This is a genomic window from Rhodopseudomonas sp. BAL398, from assembly GCF_033001325.1.
Taxonomy (GTDB): Bacteria; Pseudomonadota; Alphaproteobacteria; order Rhizobiales; family Xanthobacteraceae; genus JARJEH01.
This window is the reverse complement of sequence record NZ_CP133111.1, coordinates 4,521,566-4,547,594: the sequence shown is the minus strand read 5'-3', so window position 1 is coordinate 4,547,594 and position 26,029 is coordinate 4,521,566. Positions and strand designations below refer to the sequence as shown.

The window sequence follows — 26,029 nt, the reverse complement described above, 5'->3', positions numbered from 1 at the left end:
CCCTTCCGGCTTGCAATGTGGTTCCCGAATTTCGATACTGCACGGGACCGTATTTGTGATACGCTACGGTATCGTGCTGTTTTATGTCAAGTGGGAAGGCGGCTGTGGCAGGACCAATTCAGATTGCGGACAAGCGGGTCGAGCGCTCCAAAGCGCAAGTGCTGGCCGAAACGTACCGGCAGCTCGTGCAAAGCGGCATCAGCGGGGTGAGCATCGACGAGGTGTCCCGCGTTTCCGGCATCTCGAAAACGACGATCTACCGCCATTGGCCGTCGCGCTCGGCTTTGCTGATCGATGCCTGTTCCCGCCTCGGAAGCGCACCGGACGTGCCGGACACCGGAAGTCTGCGGGGCGACGTGCGGGCTCTGCTGGCGAGACTCTCTGATCAGTTGCAGACGGCGAATTGGAGTTCGGTCTATCCTTCGATTATTGATGCCGCCGAGCGCGACCCTGAGATCAACGCCATGCAGGCGGCGCTTCACAAAGCTTTCATGGCGCCATTCGACGCCGTCATAGAACGCGCCAAGGCCAAAGGCGAGATCCCGTCGGATCACGTCACAACCGATCTCATAGCCACCCTAGTGGGACCGTTCTTTTTCCGTCGCTGGTTCTCCAAGGAGGAGACCGACGAGCGTTTCATCAACGCAATTATCGAAAGCGCAGTCCGTTAGGTGTCGACCCGCGTTTCCGCCTTTGACACGGTCACCGAAGTTCGATGACCGTGTCCGGGATCTCCCGTTCAGGGCACACGCACCACCATTTCAATCTCGACCAAGATGTCCGGCGAATAGAGTGCCTGAACGCCAATCGTGGTGATGCTGGGCATCCCGGTCCCTTTTAGTTCATCTAGGGAGGTCTGGACCTGCTGGAATTTTTCCGTGGTCGCATCGACGACGTAGACGCGCAGCATCACGATGTCTTGCCCGGACGCCCCTAGTTCCTTGAGTGCGGCGGCGAGGTTGGCAGCCGCAATCTTGCCTTGGCCGGCAACGTCCTTGGGCGCTTCCTCGCCGCTGGGCAGCCAGGCGACCTGACCGGACAGGAAGGCGAGACGGCCCGGTTCTGCGATACTGATTTGCGAGTACCCGCCCGATGCCATATCCCAAATTGTTGGAGGGTTCCGGCGGCTTACAGACGCCGATGTACTAGAAGGAATGCGCGCGGTTACCTTGATCTCGAAGTCGAAACCGGCAAGCCAGTTGACGCCAAGCGCCGTCCAGTTCGGATACGGAATTCGGGGAAACTTCTCGCTTTTCACCGCCATGACCGCGCCCATCTGCTTTTCCGGATCGGTATGGAACGATGTCACATCGACGATGTCGTCGAATGTGCATCCTCCTGCCGCGAGCGTGGCTTCCAGATTGGCGAAAGCCAGCCGAACCTGAGCCTCGAAATCGGGCTCAGGCGAACCATCGGCGCGGCTGCCGACCTGACCCGACACGAACAACAGGTCGTCCGATCTCACTGCGGCGGAATATCCATGCTGCTCGTAGAGGGCATGTCGGTTGGCTGGAAACACTGCCTGACGCTGGGTCATTAGATCGTCCTTTCATGGTGGAAGCGAACATACCCGACCAGCTTTGCTCGACATTCTCGCGAAGCCGCGGTAGTAAGATACGTTGCGTATGTGAAAGCACAAATGTGTACCGGCTGTCAACTCCATATACGCGCCGTATGCGAAATAGGAGATTGCTTTGGCTGCAAAGCGTCGCGCTGAAACGATGGAAGAAAACCGCATCAAGCTGATCGGAGCAGCGCGAAAAGCGTTCGCTGAATCGGGTTACGCCGAGGCGTCGATGGACGCACTCACCGCGCAAGTCGGCCTCACTCGTGGCGCCCTTTATCACGGCTTCGGCGACAAGAAGGGACTGCTGGCTGCCGTCGTTTCCCAAGTCGATGGCGAGATGGCTGCGCGCGCGCAACTGGCCGCAGCAACTGCGGCAAGCCCATGGGCAAGGCTGCTGGCTGAGGGCGAAGCGTATATCGGGATGGCGCTGGACCCGGAAATCCGACGGATCGTCTTGTTGGACGGACCTGCCTTCCTGGGCGACCCTTCGACGTGGCCGAGCCAGAATGCCTGCCTGAGCGTCACAAAGCAGGCGGTCGCCGATCTGATCGCCGACGGTGTCATTAAGTCAGTCGATGTCGAGGCCGCTGCACGCCTTCTGAGCGGCACGGCGTTCAATGCCGCTCTATGGGTTGCCGCCAGCGACGAGCCACATATCGTCCTGCCGAAGGCGATCGAGGCGTTCCGGCTCATGGCCGAAGGATTTCTGGCGCGTTGAGGCTGGCCCGAACCAAGTTGTCTGTCGTTGACCCGCCACCCCCAGGCCAGGTCGATAACGGAACTTTCAGGAGAAGTCGAAGCTGCGAGCAGCCGCGAGGAGCGGCCATCTGACGAGCCGGCGCTGCCATCACAGCCCCAATTCGCTCAAGCCCGGGTGGTCAGCCGGACGCGGCCCCTTTCGATCCCAGTTAAACTTCCGATCAGCGGCGCCGATCGCGACGTCGTTGATGCTGGCGTGTCGCTCGCGCATCAGACCTTGCGCATCAAACGCCCAGTTCTCGTTGCCGTAGGATCTGAACCAAGCTCCCGTCAGATCATGCCACTCATAAGCAAAGCGGACGCCAATACGATCTTCCGTGAACGCCCAGAGCTCCTTGATCAGCCGGTAATCGCTTTCATGGTCCCACTTCCGCTGCAGAAACAAGATGATCGCCGCGCGGCCCTGGAGGAACTCGCTCCGATTGCGCCATCGGCTGTCCGGAGTGTAGGCGAGCGACACCTGCTCCGGATCGCGGCTATTCCAGGCATCCTCGGCCTTCCTGATCTTCTCAATCGCGGTTTCGCGCGTGAACGGCGGCATGGGGGGGCGAGCTTCGTTAGAAGTTTTCAAGGGGCGCTCTCCGGGTTTTGCGGGCGAGCGACGTGCTCGCGAAGAATCTTCAGCTGAGCCTCCGTTTCGGCCAAGCGCTCCCGAAGGAGCAACGTCCCGGCGGCGACCTCGTCCGCGGTGAAGCGCGGAGTAATGTGCTGGGGACAGTTCCAATCGAAAGCCTCAAGCTTGAGGATGAAGGCCCGTTCAGGCCGCCCCTTGTAGCCGGGCGACGACAGTTGCTCGGCGAACTCAGGTTCAGCGGCGAGATCTCGAACACTCATATGCGCCAGAATCTTCAGGCGCTGGCGATTGGGATAGTCCATCAGAAACAGGGCGGCGCGATCGTCCGAAGCCACGTTGCCAAGGCTGATGTACTGGCGGTTGCCGCGGAAATCGGCGAACGCAAGCGTCTTTTCATCAAGGACCTTCAGGAAGCCGACAGGTCCGCCGCGGTGCTGTATGTAGGGCCAGCCCGATTCCGAGACCGTGGCCATGTAGAAGCTGTCGCGGGCCTGCACGAAGGCGGTCTCGGCGGCGGTAAAGCGATCGAACGCACGGTGACCGCTGAACTTCTGCCACATCTCAGCGCTGCCGTTGGCGGCCTGTGCCGCCCGCACGCCACGCGTCGAGAGGGTGTCGAGAAATCCGTAAGCCATGACCCACACCTTACCCCAAGGGACGGCTGTCGGCGGGCATCTCCCGCCGGCAGCCAGTTGCTTCAGGCTGCTTCGGCGGTATGGATGACCGGGAAATCGATTTCCGTGCCGGCAACGATATTGACCATGTTGGTGAAGACGTTTTCGGCCACCACGGCGATGATTTCGATGACCTGCGCGTCGGTATAGCCGGCCGCCCGCACAGCCTGGAGCTCCGCCTCGGCGGCGCTCCCGCGATTTTCGGTGATCTTGCGGGCGAACGCGACGGCCGCATTGGCCTTGGGGTCAGACGACGCACCATTGCGGTTCAGCGCAATCTCAGCCTTGTCGATCTTGGCCAAATTCAAGCCAAGGTAGGTGTGGGCGGAGAGGCAATAGTCGCAGCCATTGACCTGGGCGACGGCGATGGCGATCCGCTCCCGGGTCTTGACGTCCAAGGCCTTGCCCAAGGCACCGTTGAGGCCCAGCAAGCCCTGAAGCGCCGCCGGGCTCAGGGCAACGAGACGAAAAAGGTTGGGAATGACGCCCAATTGCTTCTCCACAGCGTCCAGCATGGACTGAGACGCGGCGGGAGCGGCTTCGCGGGCGGGTACGGTTATTCGGGACACGGCATCCTCCAGAGGGTCTGATCCGGCGGCGCCGGCGTCCCGATGCTTGTACGATGATCCCCAATCAGCGATAATCACGCTTGTTGACAAGTCTTTATTGTCAAGTACGCAATAGTGCATGGACCGACTTGAAACTATGCGTGCGTTCGTCGCCGTCGCCTCCCTTGGCAGCTTCGCCGAGGCGGCGCGGCAGTTGCGGCTATCCCCCTCTGTCGTCACCCGCTCGGTCGCCGATCTGGAGGACAGGCTTGGTCTCGTACTTCTCAATCGCACCACCCGCTCGGTCCGCCTGACCGAGCGTGGCGAGATTTTCTTGGATAGCTGCCGGCAAGTGCTGGAGGACATTGAAGGGGCCGAGCGCCGCGTCCGGGGCGAGGACGCAGAGCCCCGGGGGTCACTGAAGGTCGCGGCGCCAATCCTATTTGGTCGGCTGCATGTGTTGCCGATCATCACCCGGATTTTGACGAAGCATCCGAGCCTGACTGTCCACTTGTCGCTCTCGGATCGCAACGTCCACCTCGCGGAGGAAGCCGTGGACGTGGCGGTTCGCGTCGGCGACCTAGCCGACAGTAGCATGAAGGCGATCCGCCTCGGGTCCGTCAGCCGCGTCTTGGTGGCGAGCCCCGAATACCTGGAGCGCCGCGGAATGCCGAAAGCGCCAAACGACCTATCGGCCCACGACATTATTGCCTTCGAGAGTCTCGACGCGACCAACGAATGGCGCTTCGGGACGACCGGTAAGCTGGTTCGCGTCGAGCCCCGATTGACCGTGAATAGCGGTGATGCGGCGATCGCGGCCGCTGAGGCGGGCCTCGGCATTTCCAGGACACTGTCCTACCAAGTGATGTCCAGTGTGCTAGCTGGCCGCTTGGTCCCGCTCCTGGTCAGTTTTACGGCCGAAAAGCTTCCAGTCAGCGTGATCCATCCCGCGCGCCGCATCGCCTCGACCAACCTTGGCGCCTTTATCAAAAGCGCCCGGGAATACTTCAAAGACGATCCGCTTGTACCAATCGAGGACTGGGAGATCCCGGCATGCAGCGATCTCGCAACGCATCAATAAAGGCCCGCACCCGGGCAGGCATGTGCGTGCGGGTCGGGAACACGGCCCATATCCCAACTTCCTGCGGTTCGACGTCGGCTAAGACTATACGCCGCAGCTCTCCCCGCGCGACCTGCTTGTGCACATCCCAGTAGGTCAACATGGCGATCCCGACGCCGGCGATGCAGGCTGCTCGGACCGCATCGACGGTGCTGGCAGAGAAGGGGCCACTAATCCGAACTCGATGCATCTGGCCCCCCCGCGTGAATGGCCAAGTGTCCATCGCATGAAGCTTAATGCAGGGATGACTCACCAAGTCTTCTGATGTCGCGGGTTGTCCGAAGCGTGCGACGTAGCTTGGCGATGCGATCAAAGTAAACGGATTGTCGGCAACCCTTGTCGCTATCATGTCCGACGGCTTCATCTCCGCCACGCGAACGGCAACATCCAGACCTGCCGTTGCGATATCGACGACACTGTCGCTCAGGGTCAGATCGACGCGTAGCGCGGGGTTGTCGGCGATCAACTCGGCAACGACAGGGACCACGACAGAGTGGCCGATGACGTTCGGCGCTGTAATCTTCAACACGCCTGAGAGGCCCGAGCTACCGGACGAGACCGAGTCGAATGCCGAATCGCGGGCTTCCATTAGGGTCACCGCGTGAGGCAAGAACGCCTCTCCCTCGGGCGTCAGCGATAGAGACCGCGTCGTGCGGTGGAACAGACGCGCGCCGAGTTCGGCCTCGAGACCTGCCAATCTGCGGCTGACCAGCATCGGCGTCGTGCCTATCTGGCGAGCCGCCGCCGACAGACTGCCGACTGACGCAATTGCGCGAAACAGAGCTACATCCGCGAGATCCATATTTTAACGCTAAACGATATATTGCTTATCGTCCATCCCATCTTCCGCCTCCCGTCCACAAAAGCTAAACCTTCGCCAAGGGGCGTTTGACCCTGCGCCGTGAGCGGAAAGCGGCCGATGCAATGGTTTGGACCTAGGACGACGGAGATTTGCACAAGCGGGCTTTTCGCGCTGAACGTTATAAACGGCATCGAACGGCTCTCTGTTCTGTCGTACCGATGACTCTCATCGACGCGGCCCATGATCGTCGGCCGAGACGAAGACCACTTCTGCGAGCGCTGCGCGGGGTGTGGGTAAGGCTAGGTCGCCCAGTTAGCAGGACCGGCGCTCGACCTAGCGCAAGACGAAGGTGATACGATGCTCACGCAAACAAGCCGATATAGCTTCTCCCCGATCGTCGATCGAGTGCCGCTGCAACTGCCCAATCGAGCGAGAGTTGCAGTGGTTCTCTACCTCAACATCGAGCACTTTCCGGAGAACATCCCGGGACCCGCGATCGTGCCGGGCACGACGAAATTTTCGCCCGACCCTCTCAACTATGGCTGGCGCGACTACGGGCAGCGCGTCGGCTTTTGGCGGCTCGCCGAGATGTTCGAAAAACTCGGCGTGCGCGCGAGCGTCCTCTTAAATTCCGACATCTGCCTGGAATATCCTCAAATCGTCGAGGCTGGGAAGAAGCTCCATTGGGAATGGCTGGGTCACGGCAAGAACAACTCCACATTCCTGAACGGCCTCTCGCCGGATGACGAACGGCGATTTATCGGCGACGTCGTTTCTACAATTGCGAAGAGTACGGGTGTCCCACCGAAAGGCTGGCTTGGACCGTTTATGTCTGAAACGTTTGACACGCCGGATTTGTTGTCGGAAGCAGGAATAGAATACCTTTGCGATTTCTCCGCCGACGATGAACCGTTTCCGATGAAGGTGAACACCGGGAAGGGGTTGCTCTCCATGCCCTATTCCGTCGAGTGCAATGACCTTCCTTCGGTCTTGAGTTTCGGCATCACGGCCGGAGAATTCGGCCAGCTCATCCGCGATCAATTCGACGTTTTCTACGCAGAGAGCGCGAACCGGGCCAAGATCATGCCGATCTGCCTTCATACTTTCATCGCTGGGCAGCCTTTCAGAGCCAAGCACTTGGCCGCAGCTCTCCAATATATTTCCTCCCACGACGGCGTGTGGTTCGCGACTTCTGGAGAAATCAACACTTGGTTCAGAGAATCTTACGGCGATCGATTTGACTAGACGGTCACCGCACCGGCGTTTTCGGCTGAGACAATGAGCAATATGGCATAGACGGGGAATTGGCATGGCCTTGGCGATAGAACTGTACTGGTCATTTCGTAGCCCCTACTCATACATCGTATTACCGAGAATCATGTCGCTTCGAGAGAGTCACATGGTCTCGGTCGATTTTCGGATCGTCAATCCTGCAGCAATCCGTAATCCGTCCTACTTCGCTCGGATGGATCCGTTGGCGCGGCCCTATTTCGTTCTGGACAGCGCACGGGCCGCTGCGTTCCAGGGGCTTCCCTTCAGGCGGCCTGTTCCCGATCCGATAAATCAGGATCCCAAGACCCTCGCCATCGCGGCCGAGCAGCCGCTGGCGCTGCGCCTAAGCCGCCTTGGTATAGCAGCAACGGAAGAAGGGCGCGGCGTCGAATTTGGCTGGGAGGTGGCCAAGCTGCTGTGGAGCGGGGAAGTAGACGGCTGGGACAGAGGCGACCACCTTGCGGAAGCCGCGCGGCGAGCGGGGCTCGCTCTCTCGCACCTTCAATCCGCGGTGGACATCCACCGTGAACGCTTCGACGCGCAGTTGGCGGATAACGATCATGCGTTGAAGGCGGCCGGGCATTGGGGGGTGCCGACCATGGTCTTCGAGAATGAACCGTTTTTTGGCCAAGACCGCTTTGACGTGCTCGTATGGAGGCTGAAGCAGCGTGGCCTCGCAAGGCGAGGCGCATCGCCAAAGAGCGAGTCCTTGTGAGGTTGCTTGTCCACGCCGAGCTTTGATCCTGGACGGACTGCAGCTGCGCTGGGCGCCGAACTCCGATCCGGGAGGTTGGACCCGTGCGGCCTTGTAGAGGAGACTCTTGCCGCGATCGCTGACAATCCCGACAAGGCCATATTCATCGAAGTGGCGGCGGCGCGCGCGCGCAAGGAGGCGGCGGCATCGCGCGCTAGGCTGCGCGCCGGGCTCCCGCTCAGCGCGCTCGACGGCGTTCCGATGGCCTGGAAGGATCTGTTCGATGTTGAGGGCCGGGTGACCACGGCCGGATCGGTCGTGTTGAAATCGGAGTCCCCGGCCAAACGCGACGCGGCGTTGCTGCGGGCCGCAGTCGGCGCGGGCCTGATCACTATTGGCCTCGTCAACATGAGTGAATTCGCCTACTCGGGGTTGGGCCTCAATCCACACTACGGCACGCCCCGCAACCCGCGCGATCCTGAGATCGCGCGGTCGCCGGGCGGCTCCTCCTCGGGATCTGCCGTCGCGGTGGCGGCGGGGCTGACACCTTTAGCCATCGGAACTGACTCCGGCGGCTCGATCCGAGTACCGGCCAGCTTCAACGGCGTCGTCGGCTACAAGTCGTCTACCGGGCGCTATTCGATGGATGGCGTCTTCCCGCTCTCGCGCACGCTCGACTCGCTTGGACCGCTCGCCAATACCGTCGAAGACTGCGTGCTCGTTGACGCCGCTCTGCGCGGCGTTCCGACGCCCGAGGCGCGGCCCGCCGACCTTGACGGCCTCCGGATTCTCGTGCCGGAGACCGTCGTTCTCGACGGTTGCCAGGCTGCGGTCCTCGCCAATTTCGAGGCGACGCTCGCCGGACTGGCGCGCGCCGGCGTTCGCGTCCAGCGCCGCCCCGTGCCGCAGATCGCCGAGGCAATCGAACTGTTCGCCAATCACGGCCATCTCCTCGGCGCCGAGGCGCTGCACCTCCACCGCAAACGTCTGATCGGACCGGACGCGGACCGGATCGATCGCCGCGTCGTCGAGCGGATCCGGCTCTCCGAGCAAATGACCGCCGTTGACCTCGACGTGGTGATTCAGACCCGCAGACGCCTCATCGCAGAATCAGAAGCGTTGATCGGCGAAGCAATCGTCGCTTTTCCAACCACGTCGCAGGTAGCGATGCCGGTCGCTCCACTGCTGGCCGACGATGATGTCTTCGCGCGCGCGAACGTGCAGACGGTGCGCAACGCGATGCTGGGCAATTTTCTCGACTGGTGCGGAGTGGCAATCCCTAATGGAGTGAACGAGCACGGCATGCCGACGAGCGTGCTGCTCTCGGCCGCACACGGGCGTGACACGACGCTGCTGTCAGCCGCCCTTGCGGCGGAAGCCATAATCCGCGGGAAATGAGATCGACCCTGACAGGAATGTCTTCCAAACTCGTTTCGGCGACCAAACTCGCGAGTTTCGTTGTTGGGCTCGCAACACTCCACCCGAACTGAGAGACCGAAGCCGCCGGACCAGATCGAGTGGAGCGTCGATTGCCAGCTTCGATGAAAGGAGCCGCGTGAGGCAGAGAGGTCTCTTCTACCGGCTTACCAGCGCCGGCACCGTGCCCCTTCTGACGAGCCGCAGCCCAACAGGCTCTCGACCGTCACAACGGGTATCGCCTCATTCAGAGAATCTGTATTCTAACGCCAAACGATATATTGCTTATCATCCACCCTGTCTTCTCCAGCCTACCCGCACAGGCTAAATCTAACTCGTACGAGCGAATTTCCTGCGCATTAGAGCGCAAAACGCTCGGTTTGATGGTTCTGGAGATCTGGACGATGGGCATTGACACCAGCGCGCTTTTCGCACCGATCGTTATAAACGGCCGTACCCTGAAGAACCGCCTGTCCGTCGCACCGATGACACGCATCTCGGCGACCGACGATGGCCGGGCGACCGAAACGATGACCCGTTACTACGAGCGTTTCGCGCGCGGTGGCTTCGGGACAGTCATCACCGAAGGTATCTATACCGATCAGGCGTTCTCGCAGGGCTACATCCATCAGCCCGGCATGACTGACGAAGCGCAGGCCAACGCCTGGAAACCGGTCGTCAGCGGCATCAAGGCGCACGGCGCGCTCGCCATCGCCCAGATCATGCATGCTGGGGCAATCAGCCAGGGCAATCGCTTTTGCGACACCACGGTTGGGCCGTCTCCGGTCCAGCCGAAGGGCGAACAGATGTCGTTCTATCATGGTAAGGGCGCCTACGCCCTGCCGGCCGCGATTACGGAGGCGCAGATCGTCGACGCCATCACCGGCTTCGCTGAATCGGCAGGGCGCGCAATCAAGATTGCCGGGTTTGATGCAATCGAGATCCACGGCGCCAATGGATATCTTCTTGACCAGTTTTTGACCGACTACGCTAACACCAGGGCGGATTCGTGGGGCGGCTCTACGGAGAACCGCGTGCGATTGATCCTCGAAACCTTCAAGGCTGTGCGAGCGCAGGTCGGCCCCAAGGTGCCTGTCGGCGTCCGCATCTCTCAAGGCAAGGTGAACGACTACCATCACAAGTGGGCCGATGCGGAGCATGACGCCGAAATCATCTTCGGCAGCCTCGCGGAGGCCGGCGCGGACTTCATCCATGTAACCGAATTCGAGGCGTGGAAGCCGGCGTTCACGTCGGAAGGTCCATCCTTGATGCAACTCGCCAAGCGCCACGCACCCAAAGCAGCGATCTTTGCCAATGGCAGTCTGCACAGCGTCGAACAGGCGCTGGCTGCGCTGGACGACGGTGCCGATATCATCACCATCGCCCGCGGGGCCCTGGCGAATCCCGACCTACCGAGGCGTTGGTCCGGTCGAGGCGCCCTCAACGACTTCGACCCAACGATCCTTGGGCCGATAGCCAACATCAAAGAAGCCGAGCTGGCGATGTAAAGACGATTCGATTGAGGATCGTCGAGAACATAAACGGGAGCCATTAGACATGGGTAGCGTCGCAATATTCTGGATGCAGCTTCTCGTGAGTTGCGCCGTCTTCTCCATCGTCGCGGCGTGGTACGTTTGGCCGTCGCTGACCAAGCTGCCTCGCAATGCCGCTCTGATTCCGCTGCTCTGGGTGCATGTGCCCCGCTATGTGGGAATGACGCTGTTAGTTACGGGAATGATTGATCCGAGACTCCCTGGAGAGTTCCTTTCTGGCGCCGCTTACGGTGACCTCTTGGCAGCTGCGCTGGCCCTCGCCTCCATTTTTGCTCTGCGGAGTAACTGGCGCTTTGCCGTCCCTCTGGTGTGGGTGACGAATACGTTGGGATTTGCTGACCTATTGAACGGACTGCGCGGCGTGCTGAGCTTGAACGTCCCCAGCTTCAACCTATCCACTATTTGGTACATCTACACTTTCTACGCCCCTTTGGTGATCATTTCGCATCTGTTGATTTTCTGGGTCCTGCTCAACAGGTCTTGGAAGAGATAACGCTTTCCTTGGCTGTGAGGAATGACCTCATCAGCCATCGCATTGTAATCCGGAAGGACTGCCTGAAAACGCAAGAGGCGCTTTATGCGACACGATATGACTCCGGGGGCCATGCTCCCCGACTACGAGCTCTCTGACCATACTGCAAAACGCCGGAAGCTTTCGGCTCTGCAAGGCCAAAGCCCTATGGTGCTGGTACTCAGCCGTGGCGGATACTGTCCCAAAGATCGCCAACAACACCAAAAGCTACTTGATCTCCACGATGAGATGGAAGTTGGCTATTGCCGTCTCGTCACGATCAGCACCGACAATATTACTGAGACCAATGAATACCGCAGCGGTGTTGGTGCTCATTGGCCCTTTCTTTCGGATAGCAGGCGCATCATCCAAAAGGACCTTGAGATCGCTGAATATACGGATCCACGCCATGATCCGATGATTCCCCATGTGATCGTCCTCGAACCGGGCCTTGTGATCTATAAGATCTACAATGGCTACTGGTACTTCGGTCGACCGACCATGGATGATCTCCGTCGGGATTTGCGTGTCGTCACAGAAAAATGCCGGCCCGACTTCGACATCACTAAGCCGGAGCTCAAGGCTGCGTGGGAGCAAGGCCGCAAAGACCTTTTTTATCCGTACGGCAAAACGTATGCCCAGACTATTGGCGAGCAGGATTTGGAGTCTGACCTCCCTGAGGGCACGAGATGAGCATTGTGCGTTTCAACGACAATCACCAATGGGTCCGGCTCGACGGCAGTGAAGCCGTCGTCGGTATCACCGATTATGCCCAAACGCAGCTTGGCGAAATCGTTCATGTTGACCTCCCGCAAGTCGGCAAGCGTGTTGAACAGGCCAGAGAAGTCGCTGCCATTGAGTCGGTGAAGGTGGCCAACGAACTTCTCGCACCCCTCTCCGGCGAGGTTACGGGCGTCAATACAGCGCTCAATGACGACCCAGCAAAGATCAACGGTGACCCGATGGGCAAGGGCTGGCTCTTCAAGCTCCGCCTAGCAGACGCGAAGGAGTTCGACGCACTCCTGGATGAGGAAGCGTACAAGAGGTTCGTCAACGCTCTTGGAACAACGAATCTCTGAAGGGCGTGCCTTCGCCGAGATGGGCGGAGGCAGGCCAAGGCGAAGGAGCAACATCCATGGCAGCACGCGAAACCGCGATCGTCTTTGGGGTCGGACCAGGGTTGGGATGGGCACTGGCCCGCCGCTTCACGACCGAGAACATGCAAGTCGGCGCGGTGGCTCGCGACGAAGCGAAGCTAAAGTCTCTGATCCAGTCTGAAGGCCGTGACGACATTCGCCCATATACCGCCGACGTCTCAAGTGCCGACGACGTCCTTCGTGTCTTCGATGGCGTCGATCGCGACCTCGGAGCACTGGATCTCGTCGTATTCAACGCCGGCGCGTTCCAGAAGGCCGACGTCCTCGACATCGATCCCGCCGACTTCGAGCGATGCTGGCGGATCGGCTGCCTTGGTGGCTTGCTTGTCGCGCAAGCGGCCGCACGTCGCATGGTCAAGCGTGGGCATGGCACGATCATATTTACGGGCGCAACTGCTGCGCTGCGCGGCAGCGCTGGCTTTGCCAACTTAGCGGTTCCCAAGTTCGGTTTGCGGGCGCTCGCGCAAAGCATGGCTCGTGAGCTGGGGCCTCAAGGCGTACATGTCGGCTTCGTAATCATCGACGGACAAATCGAGTCAGAGCGCTATCGACATCTGGCCGAGGAACGTGGGGAGGACTCGCTGCTCGCGCCAAATGCGATCGCTGAACTTTATCTGCAACTGCATCGACAGCCGCGCAGCGCCTGGTCTCACGAGATCGATGTCCGCCCGTGGTCAGAGAAGTTCTAGCTCGCTGTACCCACCGACGTGGATTGATACTCTCTACTTGAGAAGTTTTCTTCAAACCAGTTGACGAAGGCACGCGCTTTCGCCGTCGGTAGCCTCCCGCTCGGATAGAGAGCCCACAAGTCGGCGCTCGGAAGCTTCCAGTCGGTAAGCACCGGAATAACGCTCCCATTCGCAAGCTCCGGTTCCATCATCCATCGCGAGCTGATCGCCAGGCCAAGACCGGCAATCACCGCCTCGCGAACTCCCTCGGCCGCACTGAACGAGAGCCGGGTGGGAATGCGCACGGACGTATCTGCAGTCGCGCGACGAAATCGCCATTCCTCCGCAACCAGGCCCTGTGTGTAAACAAGCGCAGTGTGGTCGAGGAGATCACTCGGGGCTGATGGTGTGCCCATTCGCGAGAGGTAGGCGGGGCTCGCTACCACTGATCGTCCGCACGTTGCGAGTTTGCGCGCGGTCAGGCTGGAATCGGGTAGCTCGCCCGCGCGCAGAGCCACGTCGATGTTCTCCCCCATCAAATCAATGTATCGGTCATCCATGACGAAATCGACGCGAAGATTGGGATGCGCGTCCAAGAATGCGCCGATCCTTGGCACAATGTGCAACCTCGCGAAGGTGACGGACGCACAAACGCGAAGTCGTCCATCGAGCCCCTTGCCCAATCCGCGGGCAGCGGTCTCAGCTTCATCTGCTTCCGCGAGGGTTCGGCGCGCGCGCTCATAAAAAGCCTGGCCGGCCTCGGTCGGATGAAGTTGGCGCGTTGAGCGAACGAGAAGCCGCACCTGGAGGTGATCCTCCAATGCTGCGACCAATTTCGACACAGCCGGTTGCCCAATCCGCAAATCTCGCGCGGCCGTCGAGAAGGAGCCGGTCTCGACGACACGGACAAAGACTTCCATCGCGTGCAATCGATCCATTTCATGCACCAAATATTCCAAGTTGGAATATATGCTATCGCCCCAGCCCTTCTTCTGCAAGCGATTGGAATAGCGCATCCATAGGCAACACCAGCGATGTTGCTGGCCCGACAAGGAGAAGTTCGATGACCCTTCAGGAAACCCTAGCCACGATCGCGAAATCCGGTCTGCCACTGCAAGGCAAGCTCGATGCGTTTAAATTCGAATTCGATAACAACCTCGCGCCGCCGGCTGCAGTCGAAGCGCTCCATCGCTCCACCGACGAACTGATCGCGTCCGGCGCGCAGAGCCGTGCCTTGAAAGTCGGCGACGTGGCACCCGAGTTCACCCTTCCTGATCCTGACGGCAATCCAGTCGCTTCAAAGGTGGTGCTCGCGAACGGGCCGCTCGTGGTCACATTCTATCGCGGTGCCTGGTGTCCGTTTTGCAACTTCGACCTGAGCGCGCTGGAAGAAGCCCGTTCGGAGATCGAGCTGCGCGGGGCAACCCTGGTCGCGATCTCGCAGCAGACGGCGCCAAATAGTCGGAAATCGCAGCGACAGAACGGACTGGGGTTCCCAATCCTCGGCGACCATGGCGGGGAGATCGCCGCTCAGTTCGGGGTCCGCTGGACTTTGCCGGGTTATCTGCGTGAGGTCCAGAAGGCGCTCGGCGCCGACCTGGCGCAGTTCAACGGCGAGGACAGTTGGACCCTGCCGATGCCTGCTCGCTACGTTATCGCGCAGGATGGGACCATCGTTTATGCCGAAGTGAACGCCGACTACACACGGCGCCCCGAGCCTTCGGCCATCTTCCCGGTTCTAGAGCAACTGAGCCATCGGCAGGTCGCCTGATCTCCTTTCACCCAATCCGATCTTCGGCGCGTTGAAGCGCCGAGGATCCGGTCGGCAATCGTAGGGGGCAGCTTTCTGCTCCAACAACGGCGAGGGCACGGACGGAGAATGCGAGAGCACCGAATCCGCATCCGCTAGAGGAGCACTCCATGTCACTCCAAGCCGAATTAACTGCATTCCACGCCGACTTCATACACAAGGTCCCGGCCGAGATGGCCGCTGCCATGACGCAAGCGGATCTCAACCTCAGCGCCTCGGGCATCCTCGATCGTGCGTCGAAAGCCGGCGATCGCGCCCCACTTTTTACCCTGCCGAACAGCAGGGATGGCGCCACGAGCCTCGCTGAAGCCCTCACAGCCGGCCCAGTGGTGTTGAGCTTCTATCGCGGTGGCTGGTGCCCATACTGCAATCTCGAGCTGCGGGCGCTGCAAAAGGCTCTGCCCGACTTCACTGCATTGGGAGCGTCGCTCATCGCTGTCTCGCCGCAGACGCCAGATCAATCGCTGAGCACCGTCGAAAGGAACGATCTGGCATTCGCAGTTCTCAGCGACACCGGCTCCGCGGCGGCAAAGGCGTATGGTATCGCGTTCGACCTCGCCGAGGAGTTACACCTAATCTACGCAAAGCTCGGCCAAGCTTCGCCTGACCGCAATGGGGATGGCGGCTGGGTGCTGCCGCTCCCGGCCACTTACGTGATCGATCGCGACGGCATAATTGCCTTTGCCTATGTCGACGTCGATTTCCGCAATCGCCTCGAACCCGCCACCATTACCGCAACCCTGGCGGCGTTAGCGCGTCGCACGTGGCTTAGGTGAGGCTGGCATGCGCCATGCTCGATTGGCCCATCGGTTCCAGTACAATTCGGAAGCGCTGTTCGTGTCGCTCGCCTATGCGGCGCCTTTGGGCCTGTCGCTTCAGATCGCCAAACTGCTCCATCGCACGTGCTCTGACCTCCTAGGTCGCGAGCCCCCTCAAGTCAGTCAGACTTCGAATTCCACTCAGCCAGGCAAGGACATCCCATGATCGACGTCTATGCATTCGCCACGCCGAACTCCGTCAAGGTTCCCATTGCGCTTGAGGAGTTGGGACTCGACTATACCCTTCACTCAGTTGACATCCGAACCGGCGGTCAAAAGGATCCAGCCTTCCGGGCGTTGAACCCCAACGGCAAGGTGCCGGTTCTCGTCGATCATGACGCTGACGGCGGCGCGCTCGTACTGAGCGAGAGTGCCGCCATCATGATCTACCTAGCCGAGAAGACGGGTAAACTCCTACCCACGGCTGGTGCGCCGCGTGCCCGGGTATTCAAGCAGCTCTTCTTTCATGGCACCGCCGTGGGCCCAGCCTTCGGCAACGCGGCCCACTTCCTGAAGTTTGCCCCGGAGCAGATCCCTTACGCCATCGAGCGCTTCTCGGCTGAAGCGATCCGTGTGATGAGCGTGCTCGATGCGCTGCTCGCCAAGCAGAAGTACGTCGCTGGCGACGATCTCAGCATCGCCGACATCGCCGACTTCGGCTGGATGTGGCAGCGCGGCTTCGCCGGGGTCGACTTCGCTGCGACGCCGAATGTCGGACGCTGGTATGCCGAACTCGAAGGCCGTCCCGCCTTTCAAACCGCGATCTCCAAGACCACGGCGCTCGCCGCGAGCTAAGGGGGAATTCGCGAACCGAAAAGGAAACGAAGTCGCTCGCACTGCCATCGACGGACGACCATCGACCAGCGCGGTCGCTGGCGAGGTCCACCTTACAAGGAGCACGTCATGCCCGATCAGCAGGAATACACGCCACGGAAGGTCTGGGTCTGGGATAAGCCCAATGGGGGCCAGTTCGCCGCCATCAACCGGCCCGTCGCCGGCGCCACTCACAACAAGGATTTGCCGATCGGCCAACATCCGCTGCAGCTCTATTCCCTTGCCACGCCGAACGGCCAGAAGGTGTCCATTCTACTAGAGGAGCTTCTAGCGCTGGGGCACGAGGGTGCCGAATATGACGCTTGGCCGATCCGGATCGAGCAGGGAGATCAGTTTGGAAGCGGCTTCGTCGATGTCAATCCTAACTCCAAAATCCCTGCGCTGCTTGACCGTTCAGGCTCCACGCCAATCCGCGTGTTCGAATCCGGTGCGATCTTGACCTATCTCGGCGAGAAGTTCGGCGCCTTTCTGCCGACCGATCCGACCGGGCGCGCGGCGACCTTGTCCTGGCTCTTCTGGCAGATGGGCAGCGCACCCTATCTCGGCGGTGGCTTCGGCCATTTTTATGCCTATGCGCCGACCAAGATCGAATATGCGATCGACCGCTTTGCGATGGAGGCCAAGCGCCAATACGACGTGCTTGATCGCCGTCTGGCGGAGACCCCCTATCTGGCCGGCGGTGACTATACGATCGCAGACATCGCGGCATGGTGCTGGTACGGAAACGTCGCGCTAGGTCGGCTCTATGGGAATGCGGCGGAATTCCTAGCGCTCCACGAATATGCCAACGTCCAGCGTTGGGTGGCGGCGATTGCCGACCGCCCCGCTGTAAAGCGTGGGCGGATCGTGAACCGTGTCAGCGGTGAACTATCCGAGCAACTTCATGAGCGCCACGACGCCAGCGACTTCGAATTGCGCACGCAGGACAAGATCAACACCCCTTGATGGCCATAGGATCATCCAATCAAAGGCTCCATCGCGATGAAGTTTGAAGACGAAGTTCAATCCGCTACCCGAGCTCACAACCGATTCGCGATGCTGTGCCGATCCTAACGCCACCCGGTTCGAATTGCCGCCCGTCGGCGGCCACGAGACACTGTCCAAGCTTTACACTGTGCCGCCACCGATCAACCCGACGCGATCGATGATTGGGCTGCTCGCGCTGGGCGAGAGTGCCGCAATCCGGACCGGGTGCCCAAACCACCGTATCGCGGCCTGCGCCAGCGTTTCATCGTCATTCGGGATGTAACTTGCCCATGCGACGAACCCATCGGGTCGCACCAGCATCGCGCTCAGGCCCAGACGCTCTCTCGGTTCCCCGGCAACATAGTCCATCCGCCCGCTCCAGCTGCCGGCCAGGTCCCGGCGCGATGCGCGCGCGTCGAAGTCCAGGAGCAAGCCACGCCCGCGCCGAAGGTGCTCGTTCAACCTCGTGCCGTCGACGAATTCGAAGTCAGGCGCGCTGCGGCCGACGACCGGATGATCGCCGCCAAGATCGTAGCGAAGACCAACGCCCCAGACCCGCTCGGCGAAATAGGTCGCGCCATCGCGTGTTCCGATCAGATCGCGGACGATGGCTTCGAGGGCGCGCGAACTAGCGCTCGGTCGCATGAGCGCGACCTGCGCGCGCGACCAGTCGAGAATGCGCACGCCTTCCGGGTGCCGCTCCAGCATATAGCTGTCGAGCAAGTCGGCCGGCGCGTCACCGCGAATCGTCGCGGCAAGCTTCCAGCCCAGGTTCATCGCGTCGCCAAGCCCGAGGTTGAGCCCCTGGCCGCCCAATGGCGAATGGATGTGCGCGGCATCACCGGCGAGCAGCACGCGACCCTTACGATAGTCGGTCGCTTGATGGGCACGGTCCGTCCAGGTCGTAGCCAGCTCCAGAGCCGCGATTCCGACTTGGGTGCCGGAGACCTTGCGCAGCACGGCCTCGATGTGATCGCGGGTGACGCGCTGGGTCCGGTGGAAGGCGCCGCCGTCGAAATCGACCATCGCGATGGTGCCCGGTGGCGCATAGGTATACATGCCCGTCGGGGTGTAATGGCGACCGGGTTTGAGCGTGTCCGGGTCGTAGAGTTCGATCTGCACCGAATAGCCGGTGAATTCGGGATCGGTGCCGGTAAAGCCGATGCCGGCCGCCTTACGCACTATGCTGCGCCCTCCATCGCAACCGACGAGCCAGCGCGCTCGATATGTCTCGTCGCCCGCGCGGACGAAGACCGCCTCGCCCGATTGCTCGAAGTCTTCGACGCTGGCGCCGCGTATTATCTCTACGCCGATCGCCGCCGCTCGCGCGGTAAGAACGGCTTCGATGCTCGCCATATCGGCCGCGATGCTGCTGACGGCGCCGGGGAGGCGATACGGCCATTCCGTGCTGTCGACCTGATCCTGGAAGAATTGGATGCCGGCAAAATGGCCGCCCGGGCGGCGCTTTTGCTTCGTCCAGTGCGCAGCCGCCGGAACGTCGTGACCAACCGCGCGAGCCTTGATGGAGTCGAGCAGATCGCGGCGATCGAGGCTCTCGATCGTAGGCACCGACAGGCCGCGCAACCCGAAGGGCAGAGCCTTCAGTGGCGAGAATGGGTCTTGCGCCTGCTCCAGCACCAGCACTGAGCAGCCTGCCAGGCGGAGCTCACAAGCGAGGAACAGGCCAACCGGTCCAGCACCGGCAATAATCACATCATGAAGGGCGGCGTGAGAGACGTGCATAGGATACTCCTTGGTCGATTGTTCGACCGGAGCGTTCCTGAGCTTCAGACCCGCACGGACGAACGATTAGACGCCTGCGTGGCATCCGACGTTCGTCGTGGGGATCTCGTGCACGAGGCCAAAGACCAGAGCTTTCGTCACCGAAAGGACTTGGGCTTACCAAACCAAGTCTGCCTTTTCCGACACAGCCCGAATAGCATCGTCCCAACCGATCGACAACGGGACATGGCGATGCAAGCTGTATGCTTGGTGGAGCAGCCGGGGCGGTCCAATCGGGAGCGCCCAGCGCGATGTGGGGCGCATGGGCGCACGGACGAGGCTCCCGGTTCGAAGACGCGAACCCATGGGCACAGCCTGTTCATTCCCAACGTGCCGTACGCGTAAACTTTGCGCCCTTCGTTTGGTCGCACGGATGACTTAACGTTTCCTACCATTCTTGACGCTATTATTGCCACCATGCGTTTAGCGACGATCACAAACTGGGCCTACGGGGCAACCGTCATCATGGCACTCGCTTCTGGAGCGACGATGCTGCTGGCGTCGAACGCTCTGGAGAACGAGCGCGCGGCCGTCGCACAACGCTACAGCCTGGACCAAGCCACCTCAAAGATCGCTGCTGAGGTGACGGCGCTCAGCGACCAAGCCCGCGAATATGTGATCACCGGCGATTCTATACATCTGGTCCTCTATCGCCGCGACGCGGCGGCCTTGAAATCGGTCGAGGATCGCGTTCGCCGTATCAAAGAGGTGGGCGCGAGCGCGGATGAATTGAGCGCGCTTTCCGACGCCATGCAGTGGGCCGATACCTTGCAGGATCAGCAGCGGCAGGCCATCGCTGCGCATGAGCGGGGTGAAGAGGACCAGGCGCGCCGGATTCTGTTCGGGGCGGAATATGACCGTGAGTTGGATCGCGTCGAGAGCGATGTCGAGCGCTTTCAGTACCGCCTTGACCAGCGCACCGGCGCGGAGATCACCGCCGCGACCAACATCGCGCGGATCTGGAAAACCATCTCAGAGGGGATGCTCGCTCTCACCGCCCTCGTCGTCCTGTGCGTGCTCTACTTCGTGTTCAAGCAGCGCGTGCTGTGCCCGGTCGTGCGGCTGAGCGACGTCGTCAGCCGCCTCGCCGCCCAGGATTATGGTGTCGAGCCGCCCGAAATCGATCAGATCGACGAGATCGGGGACATGGCCCAGGCAATCCGTATTTTCCGGGAGAACGGCCTCGAACGGCAACGGCTTGAGACGGAGCGTAGCACCGATCTCGCCATGCGGTCCCTTTTGTCGCGCATGACCCAGCGGATGCAGGGCTGCGAAACCATCCACGCGCTGGAGGGGGTCGTCGAAAGCTTCGTCCCTGAGATCGTCCCGACCCTTGCGGGTCGCCTGTATCTTCTGGATGACAGGCGCAATGCCTTGGTCGAGGCCTGCTCATGGCTCGCGCCAATTCATTCAAGACCCGAGTTTCCGCCAACGGCGTGTTGGGCGCTGCAACGCAGCGACCTGCACCGGCCGGCCGGCGGCTCTCTCGATGTTCCCTGCGATCATCTTGACCGCACACATGGGAAGATCGACTCGATCTGTCTGCCACTCATCGCGCAACGAGCCACCCTCGGACTGCTCTATTTCGAGCCTAGCCAGGATATTTCGGATTCTCCGCCAATCTCGGAAATGTATCTGAAGATGCTGGCCGAGAATATCAGCCTGGCGCTCGGCAATCTGCGCCTCCGTGATGCGCTGCGGGAGATGGCTATGGGTGACGCGCTCACCGGACTGGCCAATCGGCGTCATCTGGAGACGGTGCTGAAGCTCCGTCTGGAGGAAGCGCAGCGCCTCGCTCAACCCCTCAGCTGCCTCATGATCGACGTCGATCATTTCAAGCGTTTCAACGACGAGTTCGGCCACGACGCCGGCGATGCCGTCCTTCGCGCCTTGGGCCAGGTTCTCTCGCATTCGATGCGCGAGAGTGGCGTCGCCTTTCGCCATGGCGGCGAGGAGTTCCTGCTGCTGATGCCCGAGCTTGGTCCAGAGCAGGCTCTCAGCCGTGCCGAGGCGATCCTGGCGCAGGTGCGAGCCATCCGCATCGAGCACGGCGGGCGCGAGTTGGGGCCAGTTACCGTATCAGTTGGCTTGGCGAGTGCGCCCGACCATTGCGCGTTCGACAAGCTGCTGCAGACGGCCGACGCAGCCCTCTATCGCGCCAAACACGCTGGGCGCGACCGGATCGTGGTTGCCGAGACGAGAGCGACCGATCAAAGAGTGGCCTAGCGTATTACCCAAGCCGATCCGTGGCCAAGCATGGCGCCCGCCGCAGAGCCGCGCGCGATCTAGACCACACGCGGCAAGAGATGGATGAGCTGTTCGGACTGCCGCCGTGAAGTTGTCTCTTTGAATCGAAATGGCGCGCCCGACACGATTCGAACGTGTTGCCTCCACCTTCGGCGGGCAGGTCTCACACAGGCCTTTTGGGCTGCACGGGGTTGCGATAGCACCCCCGCGAGACCCCGACGCTGAACGAAGGGCGGCACTTCGGCGGCTGGCATATCGCTGCAAGCATTTCGGTGTGGTCGATCAGATACAATCCGAACGAACTTCTAAGGCTGATTTTTAAGGATGGTGCGGGTGGTCGGAATCGAACCGACACTCCTTTCGGAACCGGATTTTGAATCCGGCGCGTCTACCAGTTCCACCACACCCGCACATTTGCCGCCGATTCTAGCCGACGCTCTCTGCACCTATACTGCACCTAGAGCGAAAACCGAACATCGTCAGCCTCTTTTCCTTCCTTCATAACCCACTGAAAACACGACGTTTTCAACTCGTCCCGTATTTCTGTGGATTGGTAGACAAACCACTTTTTGAGTCTGTCTTGTTTTTCCGCGCCCACCCCCCCCCCAGACTCGTGACGGAGATCGCTTACATACCCAGCGGCGCAGCACCTGCCCTCCACCTGGCACCGACAACGGGAGGCAGCGCAGTCAACCCCGCCTATGTGGCCTCTATGGTATCCGTTTCTCCGACACCTGCCTTCGACGTCTTTCGCAGCGGTGAATTGCGCAGCATGTATGTCCGTGCGGAAGCGTGAGGCACCGGGCCCGCGCGTTTGAACATTGCGCCGAAGCGAGCCTCGCCAGACTGCCGCGATGATCAAACGAAGACGCGGCGACACGGCGTTAAGTCGTGCTGCCAAAGGAGGCCGTAGTGGCAGATAGTAAATTCCTTACCCCCGACGAAGTGGCTGAACGCTATCGGGGAGGTATTTCGGTTGGGACCCTTCGAAATTGGCGCGCGATGCGTCTCGGCCCGTCCTTCGTCAAAATTGGCAAGGCCGTGCTTTATCCCCTCGGCGAGCTTGATGCGTGGGATGAAAAGAATAAGGTGGAGTGCCGTGCATCCAAGGGACTCGGCAAGCACAGGGGTGATCAGGCGTGATGATCACGGTCGGGCATGATCAACCGATCCCAGTCTCCGGCACCATTCCTTGCAGTATCGCCATTTATTGCATCCAAATCAATTACTTAGAAAACCGCTAGGTATGGTCCACAACCACCCCTCCGGCGATCCGACGCCGTCGCAGGCCGATATCCAGATGACCAAGACCATCATCGACATTGCCGGCCCGCTCGGCATCGCGGTGCATGACCACATCATCGTCGGCAAGAACGGCCACGCCAGCCTGAAGGGGATGAAATTGATCTGAGCGGCTGAACAAAGCGACAATCCTCATGGTGAGGAGGCGCGCAAGATGCGCTGCTCGAAGCCTTATTCAGAAAGATCAATGCAACCGACATCAAGGTTCGTCATTGCGAGGAGCACTTGCGACGAAGCAATCCAGTCCTTGCCTGGCGCCCCTGGATTGCTTCGCCGTCGAACGGCGCGATGCGCCGTCCTTGGCTCGCAATGACGACATCATGTCTGGTACTGCGTCATCCGCGGCTTGACCCGCGGATCCGTCTTCACGACGACCTTGTTCAAGGAGGATGGATTGCCGGGTCAAGCCCGGCAATGACCATGATCTGGCAATGACGACGATGATGAGCGACTCGTCGTTACTACTGCCGCACCAGGATCAGCGGATCGACGCTGTCGGGCATCAGGCGCCACTGCGCGTTGTCGTCGGCCTGGAATCGCCAGATCTCGCCGGTGGCGGATTGCAGCAGCACCTCGCCGCGCTCCAGCCGCCACATCTTGGGGGCGAAGCTGGTGACGCTCTGATCGCAATTCGGCTTCAGATAGACCTCGAAATTTTCGGCGTCGGTCTCGGTATTGGTCAGGGTCAGGCCGCAGATGGTGCGACCGGAGGCGCGCACCATCGCCCAGTCACCGATCATCTGATCCATCGAGCGGGCCAGCGAGCGCGCCGCCACCAGGTTCTGCAGGATGTAGATGCCCTCGCCGCTGCGCCGTCCCTCGAAAATGCCGGTCTCGACTTCGGTGAAGTCGATCACCGCGGCGCCGGCGGCGTCTTCCAGTCGGACGATGTCGAGGCCCTTCACGTTCCAGGCAGCAATGTCCTTGGTGAATGGCAGCGCGGCGGCGCAGCCGGGCTCCAGCTCGAGCTTCAGCCCCTGCGGCGCAGCGTCGGGCTTCAGCGTCACCACGCAGGTCTTGCTGCGCTCGGCGGTCGACAACTCCCATTGCCCGACCATGTCCTTCTTCAGCGCGGCGGCATCCTGCGCCGGCGCCGGCGAAGCCAGCGCCAGCAAGGCCGCGACCAACGCCAGTCTGGCAGCGCCCGGACGCCACATGGTCAGCGCCCCTTCACCGGCGTTTCGGCAATCGGCGTCAGCGGCGGCTGGCCGGCGAACCAGGCGGCGAGATTGTCGACCACCAGCTGATCCATCGCGTTGCGCGTCACCACCGAGGCCGAGCCGATATGCGGCAGCAGCACCACATTGGGCAGCGTGCGCAACTCCTCCGGCACTTTCGGCTCCTGGGCGAAGACGTCGAGCCCGGCGGCCTGAATGGCTCCGGATGACAGCGCCGCGATCAAAGCAGGCTCGTCGATCACCGAACCGCGCGCCACATTGATGATGACGCCCCGCGGACCGAGCGCCGCCATCACCTCGGCGTTGATCAGTTTGGCGGTGGCGGCGCCGCCCGGAATGATGACCACCAAAGTATCGACCGCCTTGGCCATCTCGATCAGATCCGGATAGTGCTTGTAGGCAACGCCCGCGGCCGGATTGCGCGAATGATACACCACCGGCACCTTGGCGGCGTCGAGCCGTCGGCCGATCGCCTGACCGATCCGGCCCATGCCCACCATGCCGACGGTGCGGTCGCGCAGCGAGCCCGCGCTCAGCGGATAGTCCTGGGTCGCCCACAGGCCGGAGCGGACGAATTTATCGGCCTTGACGAATTCGCGCAGCGTGGCGATCAACAGGCCGAGCGCGGTGTCGGCGACTTCCTCGGTCAGCACGTCGGGCGTATTGGTGACGATCACGCCATGGTCGCGCGCCCAGGCGGAATCGACGTGATCATAGCCGACGCCGAAACTGGAGACGATTTCGAGCTTCGGAAATCGCGCCAGTACCGCCGAACTCGCCGGCACCAGGCCGGTCACCGCGATGCCGCGAATGGTCTCGAACGCCACAGGCGGCAGCCGCTCGAGGTCGGCCAGCTGCTCGACCTTGTGCAGGACGTAGTCGTCGGTGAAGCCGGCTTCGACCACCGGCTTGCGTGGCCCATAAATCAGCAGCTCGACCTGCGACGACGCATTTCCCCCGGCCATCAATTATCCTTTCCCAGCGCGCTTTCGTGCCAGCGCCGCAGCAGCAGATGCGAGACCAGCGCCAGCAGCCCATAAATGACAATCCCGGCGACCGAGAGCAACAGCAATGCGGCGAACATCCGGGGAATGTTGAGCCGGTAGCCGGCCTCGGCGATGCGATAGGCCAGGCCCGAGCCGGCGCCGGCCGAGCCCGCGGCGATCTCCGCCACCACCGCGCCGATCAGCGACAGCCCGCCGGCGATCCGCAAGCCGCCGAGAATATAGGGCAGCGCGGCCGGCAGCTTCAGCCGCCACAGGGTTTGCAGGCGCGACGCGCCGTAGAGCCGAAACAGCCCGACCAGATTGCGATCGGCCGAATTCAACCCCAGCGTGGTATTGGCCAGCACCGGAAAGAATGCCACGATCACCGCGCAGGCGATCACCGCGGCCTCCTGCGGCAGATAGATCAGCAGCAGCGGCGCGATCGCGATCACCGGCGTCACCTGCAGCACCACCGCATAGGGGAACAGGGAATATTCCAGCCATTTCGATTGGTTGAACAATAGCGCCAGCGCGATGCCGCCCAGCGCCGCGACCGAAAACCCCTCCAGCGTGGTCGATAGCGTCGTCAGCAGCGAGTCCCACAGCAGCGGCCAATCCGCGATCAGCGTGCGCAGCACCAATCCGGGCCCGGGCAGCACATAAGGCGGGATCTGGTTGAGACGCACCACCAGATCCCACACCGCGACGCCGGCGGCGAACATGATGACAGGAAGCAGCACGCGCAACAGCCGCGCGCCATTGCTGTGGGCGCCGGCCTCATCCGGCGGCAT

At 61.3% G+C, this 26,029-nt stretch carries 26 protein-coding genes, 1 tRNA gene and 3 pseudogenes; 18 read left to right on the top strand and 12 right to left on the bottom strand.

Going from position 1 to position 26,029, the window contains the following annotated elements; all coding sequences use genetic code 11:
• The first annotated feature begins 104 nt into the window (after window positions 1-104).
• Window positions 105-671 carry a TetR/AcrR family transcriptional regulator gene (locus tag RBJ75_RS21450; RefSeq protein WP_276156640.1) on the top strand — a complete coding sequence of 189 codons (567 nt, stop codon included), beginning with the start codon at window positions 105-107 and terminating at the stop codon, window positions 669-671.
• Between the two features lie 68 nt (window positions 672-739).
• Here RBJ75_RS21450 and RBJ75_RS21445 read toward each other — a convergent pair.
• Window positions 740-1,036 (bottom strand): annotated as a pseudogene (locus RBJ75_RS21445) (RidA family protein); the annotation flags it as partial.
• A 114-nt stretch (window positions 1,037-1,150) separates the two neighbouring features.
• Window positions 1,151-1,537, bottom strand: a pseudogene (locus tag RBJ75_RS21440) (RidA family protein); the annotation flags it as partial.
• A gap of 184 nt (window positions 1,538-1,721) precedes the next feature.
• Between RBJ75_RS21440 and RBJ75_RS21435 the strand changes: the two are divergent.
• Window positions 1,722-2,285, top strand: coding sequence for a TetR/AcrR family transcriptional regulator (locus tag RBJ75_RS21435; protein ID WP_276156649.1), 564 nt, complete (start codon window positions 1,722-1,724; stop codon window positions 2,283-2,285).
• Between the two features lie 129 nt (window positions 2,286-2,414).
• Here RBJ75_RS21435 and RBJ75_RS21430 read toward each other — a convergent pair whose 3' ends face one another.
• The 3 genes from RBJ75_RS21430 to RBJ75_RS21420 form a co-directional block, all read right to left on the bottom strand.
• Complete coding sequence (locus RBJ75_RS21430) at window positions 2,415-2,867, bottom strand: DUF1348 family protein (RefSeq protein WP_044410062.1); 453 nt, start codon at window positions 2,865-2,867, stop codon at window positions 2,415-2,417.
• Between the two features lie 26 nt (window positions 2,868-2,893).
• Window positions 2,894-3,535 carry a pyridoxamine 5'-phosphate oxidase family protein gene (locus RBJ75_RS21425; protein ID WP_044410066.1) on the bottom strand — a complete coding sequence of 214 codons (642 nt, stop codon included), beginning with the start codon at window positions 3,533-3,535 and terminating at the stop codon, window positions 2,894-2,896.
• A gap of 62 nt (window positions 3,536-3,597) precedes the next feature.
• The gene (locus RBJ75_RS21420; RefSeq protein ID WP_044410064.1) at window positions 3,598-4,143 is read right to left on the bottom strand and encodes a carboxymuconolactone decarboxylase family protein; all 546 of its coding nucleotides are present in this window, start codon (window positions 4,141-4,143) and stop codon (window positions 3,598-3,600) included.
• Between the two features lie 118 nt (window positions 4,144-4,261).
• Here RBJ75_RS21420 and RBJ75_RS21415 point away from each other — a divergent pair, with 118 nt between their 5' ends.
• Window positions 4,262-5,203 (top strand): LysR family transcriptional regulator, encoded by a 942-nt coding sequence (locus tag RBJ75_RS21415; protein ID WP_044410766.1) that lies wholly within the window; start codon window positions 4,262-4,264, stop codon window positions 5,201-5,203.
• On the opposite strand, the gene RBJ75_RS21410 is transcribed toward RBJ75_RS21415, so the two are convergent.
• Window positions 5,130-6,044, bottom strand: a complete 915-nt coding sequence (locus RBJ75_RS21410) for a LysR family transcriptional regulator (RefSeq protein WP_276156639.1) — start codon at window positions 6,042-6,044, stop codon at window positions 5,130-5,132. The genes RBJ75_RS21415 and RBJ75_RS21410 overlap by 74 nt on opposite strands.
• A 357-nt stretch (window positions 6,045-6,401) precedes the next feature.
• Between RBJ75_RS21410 and RBJ75_RS21405 the strand changes: the two genes are divergently transcribed.
• The 8 genes from RBJ75_RS21405 (at window position 6,402) to RBJ75_RS21370 (ending at window position 13,336) form a co-directional block, all read left to right on the top strand.
• Window positions 6,402-7,289 carry a polysaccharide deacetylase family protein gene (locus RBJ75_RS21405; protein WP_044404534.1) on the top strand — a complete coding sequence of 296 codons (888 nt, stop codon included), beginning with the start codon at window positions 6,402-6,404 and terminating at the stop codon, window positions 7,287-7,289.
• A 64-nt stretch (window positions 7,290-7,353) separates the two neighbouring features.
• Window positions 7,354-8,031 carry a 2-hydroxychromene-2-carboxylate isomerase gene (locus tag RBJ75_RS21400; protein WP_044404536.1) on the top strand — a complete coding sequence of 226 codons (678 nt, stop codon included), beginning with the start codon at window positions 7,354-7,356 and terminating at the stop codon, window positions 8,029-8,031.
• Between the two features lie 6 nt (window positions 8,032-8,037).
• Complete coding sequence (locus RBJ75_RS21395) at window positions 8,038-9,408, top strand: amidase (RefSeq protein WP_044404537.1); 1,371 nt, start codon at window positions 8,038-8,040, stop codon at window positions 9,406-9,408.
• Window positions 9,409-9,830: 422 nt separating this feature from the next.
• Entirely contained in the window at window positions 9,831-10,934 is a 1,104-nt protein-coding gene (locus RBJ75_RS21390) for an NADH:flavin oxidoreductase (protein WP_044404565.1), read from the top strand.
• A gap of 49 nt (window positions 10,935-10,983) precedes the next feature.
• Window positions 10,984-11,472 (top strand): hypothetical protein, encoded by a 489-nt coding sequence (locus RBJ75_RS21385; protein WP_044404539.1) that lies wholly within the window; start codon window positions 10,984-10,986, stop codon window positions 11,470-11,472.
• Window positions 11,473-11,556: 84 nt separating this feature from the next.
• Complete coding sequence (locus RBJ75_RS21380; protein ID WP_173427306.1) at window positions 11,557-12,183, top strand: redoxin domain-containing protein; 627 nt, start codon at window positions 11,557-11,559, stop codon at window positions 12,181-12,183.
• Entirely contained in the window at window positions 12,180-12,569 is a 390-nt protein-coding gene (gene gcvH, locus RBJ75_RS21375; RefSeq protein WP_044404542.1) for a glycine cleavage system protein GcvH, read from the top strand. Before RBJ75_RS21380 ends, gcvH begins: the two co-directional genes overlap by 4 nt.
• Window positions 12,570-12,625: 56 nt before the next feature.
• Window positions 12,626-13,336 carry an SDR family NAD(P)-dependent oxidoreductase gene (locus RBJ75_RS21370; protein ID WP_044404545.1) on the top strand — a complete coding sequence of 237 codons (711 nt, stop codon included), beginning with the start codon at window positions 12,626-12,628 and terminating at the stop codon, window positions 13,334-13,336.
• Here RBJ75_RS21370 and RBJ75_RS21365 read toward each other — a convergent pair.
• Window positions 13,333-14,331: a LysR family transcriptional regulator gene (locus RBJ75_RS21365; RefSeq protein ID WP_317528531.1), complete on the bottom strand. Its 999-nt coding sequence runs from the start codon at window positions 14,329-14,331 to the stop codon at window positions 13,333-13,335. The two genes, RBJ75_RS21370 and RBJ75_RS21365, sit on opposite strands and share 4 nt — an antisense overlap.
• A gap of 47 nt (window positions 14,332-14,378) precedes the next feature.
• Here RBJ75_RS21365 and RBJ75_RS21360 point away from each other — a divergent pair, with 47 nt between their 5' ends.
• The 4 genes from RBJ75_RS21360 to yghU all read left to right on the top strand — a co-directional run bounded on the left by RBJ75_RS21360 (window position 14,379) and on the right by yghU (window position 17,722).
• Window positions 14,379-15,086: a peroxiredoxin-like family protein gene (locus RBJ75_RS21360; RefSeq protein WP_044404548.1), complete on the top strand. Its 708-nt coding sequence runs from the start codon at window positions 14,379-14,381 to the stop codon at window positions 15,084-15,086.
• A gap of 149 nt (window positions 15,087-15,235) precedes the next feature.
• A complete protein-coding gene (locus RBJ75_RS21355; protein WP_044404551.1) occupies window positions 15,236-15,901 on the top strand; it encodes a peroxiredoxin-like family protein in 666 nt (221 codons plus the stop codon).
• A gap of 204 nt (window positions 15,902-16,105) precedes the next feature.
• Entirely contained in the window at window positions 16,106-16,738 is a 633-nt protein-coding gene (locus tag RBJ75_RS21350) for a glutathione S-transferase family protein (protein WP_044404553.1), read from the top strand.
• A gap of 108 nt (window positions 16,739-16,846) precedes the next feature.
• Window positions 16,847-17,722 (top strand): glutathione-dependent disulfide-bond oxidoreductase, encoded by an 876-nt coding sequence (yghU, locus tag RBJ75_RS21345; RefSeq protein ID WP_044404556.1) that lies wholly within the window; start codon window positions 16,847-16,849, stop codon window positions 17,720-17,722.
• Between the two features lie 162 nt (window positions 17,723-17,884).
• Here the strand turns inward: yghU and RBJ75_RS21340 are convergent, their stop codons facing one another.
• On the bottom strand, window positions 17,885-19,486 hold the full coding sequence (locus RBJ75_RS21340) for an FAD-dependent monooxygenase (RefSeq protein WP_044404559.1): 1,602 nt from the start codon (window positions 19,484-19,486) through the stop codon (window positions 17,885-17,887).
• 528 nt (window positions 19,487-20,014) lie between these two features.
• Between RBJ75_RS21340 and RBJ75_RS21335 the strand changes: the two genes are divergently transcribed.
• Complete coding sequence (locus tag RBJ75_RS21335) at window positions 20,015-21,751, top strand: sensor domain-containing diguanylate cyclase (protein WP_234707289.1); 1,737 nt, start codon at window positions 20,015-20,017, stop codon at window positions 21,749-21,751.
• A 346-nt stretch (window positions 21,752-22,097) separates the two neighbouring features.
• Here the strand turns inward: RBJ75_RS21335 and RBJ75_RS21330 are convergent.
• Window positions 22,098-22,182: transfer RNA gene (locus RBJ75_RS21330), tRNA-Leu, on the bottom strand.
• A gap of 502 nt (window positions 22,183-22,684) precedes the next feature.
• On the opposite strand from RBJ75_RS21330, the gene RBJ75_RS21325 reads away from it, so the two are divergent.
• Both RBJ75_RS21325 and RBJ75_RS21320 read left to right on the top strand, forming a co-directional pair.
• Window positions 22,685-22,915 (top strand): helix-turn-helix transcriptional regulator, encoded by a 231-nt coding sequence (locus RBJ75_RS21325; protein WP_044405784.1) that lies wholly within the window; start codon window positions 22,685-22,687, stop codon window positions 22,913-22,915.
• Between the two features lie 103 nt (window positions 22,916-23,018).
• Window positions 23,019-23,183 (top strand): annotated as a pseudogene (locus RBJ75_RS21320) (JAB domain-containing protein); the annotation flags it as partial.
• 352 nt (window positions 23,184-23,535) lie between these two features.
• Here the strand turns inward: RBJ75_RS21320 and RBJ75_RS21315 are convergent.
• From RBJ75_RS21315 to RBJ75_RS21305, 3 genes are read right to left on the bottom strand one after another with little or no spacing between them, the layout of a single operon-like run.
• Complete coding sequence (locus tag RBJ75_RS21315) at window positions 23,536-24,231, bottom strand: protease inhibitor Inh/omp19 family protein (RefSeq protein WP_044417442.1); 696 nt, start codon at window positions 24,229-24,231, stop codon at window positions 23,536-23,538.
• Window positions 24,232-24,233: 2 nt separating this feature from the next.
• Window positions 24,234-25,217 carry a 2-hydroxyacid dehydrogenase gene (locus tag RBJ75_RS21310; RefSeq protein WP_044417441.1) on the bottom strand — a complete coding sequence of 328 codons (984 nt, stop codon included), beginning with the start codon at window positions 25,215-25,217 and terminating at the stop codon, window positions 24,234-24,236.
• The gene (locus RBJ75_RS21305; protein WP_152647878.1) at window positions 25,217-26,029 is read right to left on the bottom strand and encodes an ABC transporter permease; all 813 of its coding nucleotides are present in this window, start codon (window positions 26,027-26,029) and stop codon (window positions 25,217-25,219) included. Before RBJ75_RS21305 ends, RBJ75_RS21310 begins: the two co-directional genes overlap by 1 nt.

What these genes read in the sequence shown, in the direction of transcription:
- RBJ75_RS21435 (WP_276156649.1), top strand. Translation starts at nt 1,722, where the DNA reads ATGGAAGAAAACCGCATCAAGCTGATCGGAGCAGCGCGAAAAGCGTTC.
- RBJ75_RS21430 (WP_044410062.1), bottom strand. Translation starts at nt 2,867, where the DNA reads ATGCCGCCGTTCACGCGCGAAACCGCGATTGAGAAGATCAGGAAGGCC.
- RBJ75_RS21425 (WP_044410066.1), bottom strand. Translation starts at nt 3,535, where the DNA reads ATGGCTTACGGATTTCTCGACACCCTCTCGACGCGTGGCGTGCGGGCG.
- RBJ75_RS21415 (WP_044410766.1), top strand. Translation starts at nt 4,262, where the DNA reads ATGGACCGACTTGAAACTATGCGTGCGTTCGTCGCCGTCGCCTCCCTT.
- RBJ75_RS21410 (WP_276156639.1), bottom strand. Translation starts at nt 6,044, where the DNA reads ATGGATCTCGCGGATGTAGCTCTGTTTCGCGCAATTGCGTCAGTCGGC.
- RBJ75_RS21405 (WP_044404534.1), top strand. Translation starts at nt 6,402, where the DNA reads ATGCTCACGCAAACAAGCCGATATAGCTTCTCCCCGATCGTCGATCGA.
- RBJ75_RS21400 (WP_044404536.1), top strand. Translation starts at nt 7,354, where the DNA reads ATGGCCTTGGCGATAGAACTGTACTGGTCATTTCGTAGCCCCTACTCA.
- RBJ75_RS21390 (WP_044404565.1), top strand. Translation starts at nt 9,831, where the DNA reads ATGGGCATTGACACCAGCGCGCTTTTCGCACCGATCGTTATAAACGGC.
- RBJ75_RS21385 (WP_044404539.1), top strand. Translation starts at nt 10,984, where the DNA reads ATGGGTAGCGTCGCAATATTCTGGATGCAGCTTCTCGTGAGTTGCGCC.
- RBJ75_RS21380 (WP_173427306.1), top strand. Translation starts at nt 11,557, where the DNA reads ATGCGACACGATATGACTCCGGGGGCCATGCTCCCCGACTACGAGCTC.
- gcvH (WP_044404542.1), top strand. Translation starts at nt 12,180, where the DNA reads ATGAGCATTGTGCGTTTCAACGACAATCACCAATGGGTCCGGCTCGAC.
- RBJ75_RS21370 (WP_044404545.1), top strand. Translation starts at nt 12,626, where the DNA reads ATGGCAGCACGCGAAACCGCGATCGTCTTTGGGGTCGGACCAGGGTTG.
- RBJ75_RS21365 (WP_317528531.1), bottom strand. Translation starts at nt 14,331, where the DNA reads ATGCGCTATTCCAATCGCTTGCAGAAGAAGGGCTGGGGCGATAGCATA.
- RBJ75_RS21360 (WP_044404548.1), top strand. Translation starts at nt 14,379, where the DNA reads ATGACCCTTCAGGAAACCCTAGCCACGATCGCGAAATCCGGTCTGCCA.
- RBJ75_RS21355 (WP_044404551.1), top strand. Translation starts at nt 15,236, where the DNA reads ATGTCACTCCAAGCCGAATTAACTGCATTCCACGCCGACTTCATACAC.
- RBJ75_RS21350 (WP_044404553.1), top strand. Translation starts at nt 16,106, where the DNA reads ATGATCGACGTCTATGCATTCGCCACGCCGAACTCCGTCAAGGTTCCC.
- yghU (WP_044404556.1), top strand. Translation starts at nt 16,847, where the DNA reads ATGCCCGATCAGCAGGAATACACGCCACGGAAGGTCTGGGTCTGGGAT.
- RBJ75_RS21340 (WP_044404559.1), bottom strand. Translation starts at nt 19,486, where the DNA reads ATGCACGTCTCTCACGCCGCCCTTCATGATGTGATTATTGCCGGTGCT.
- RBJ75_RS21335 (WP_234707289.1), top strand. Translation starts at nt 20,015, where the DNA reads ATGCTGCTGGCGTCGAACGCTCTGGAGAACGAGCGCGCGGCCGTCGCA.
- RBJ75_RS21315 (WP_044417442.1), bottom strand. Translation starts at nt 24,231, where the DNA reads ATGTGGCGTCCGGGCGCTGCCAGACTGGCGTTGGTCGCGGCCTTGCTG.
- RBJ75_RS21310 (WP_044417441.1), bottom strand. Translation starts at nt 25,217, where the DNA reads ATGGCCGGGGGAAATGCGTCGTCGCAGGTCGAGCTGCTGATTTATGGG.
- RBJ75_RS21305 (WP_152647878.1), bottom strand. Translation starts at nt 26,029, where the DNA reads ATGCCGCCGGATGAGGCCGGCGCCCACAGCAATGGCGCGCGGCTGTTG.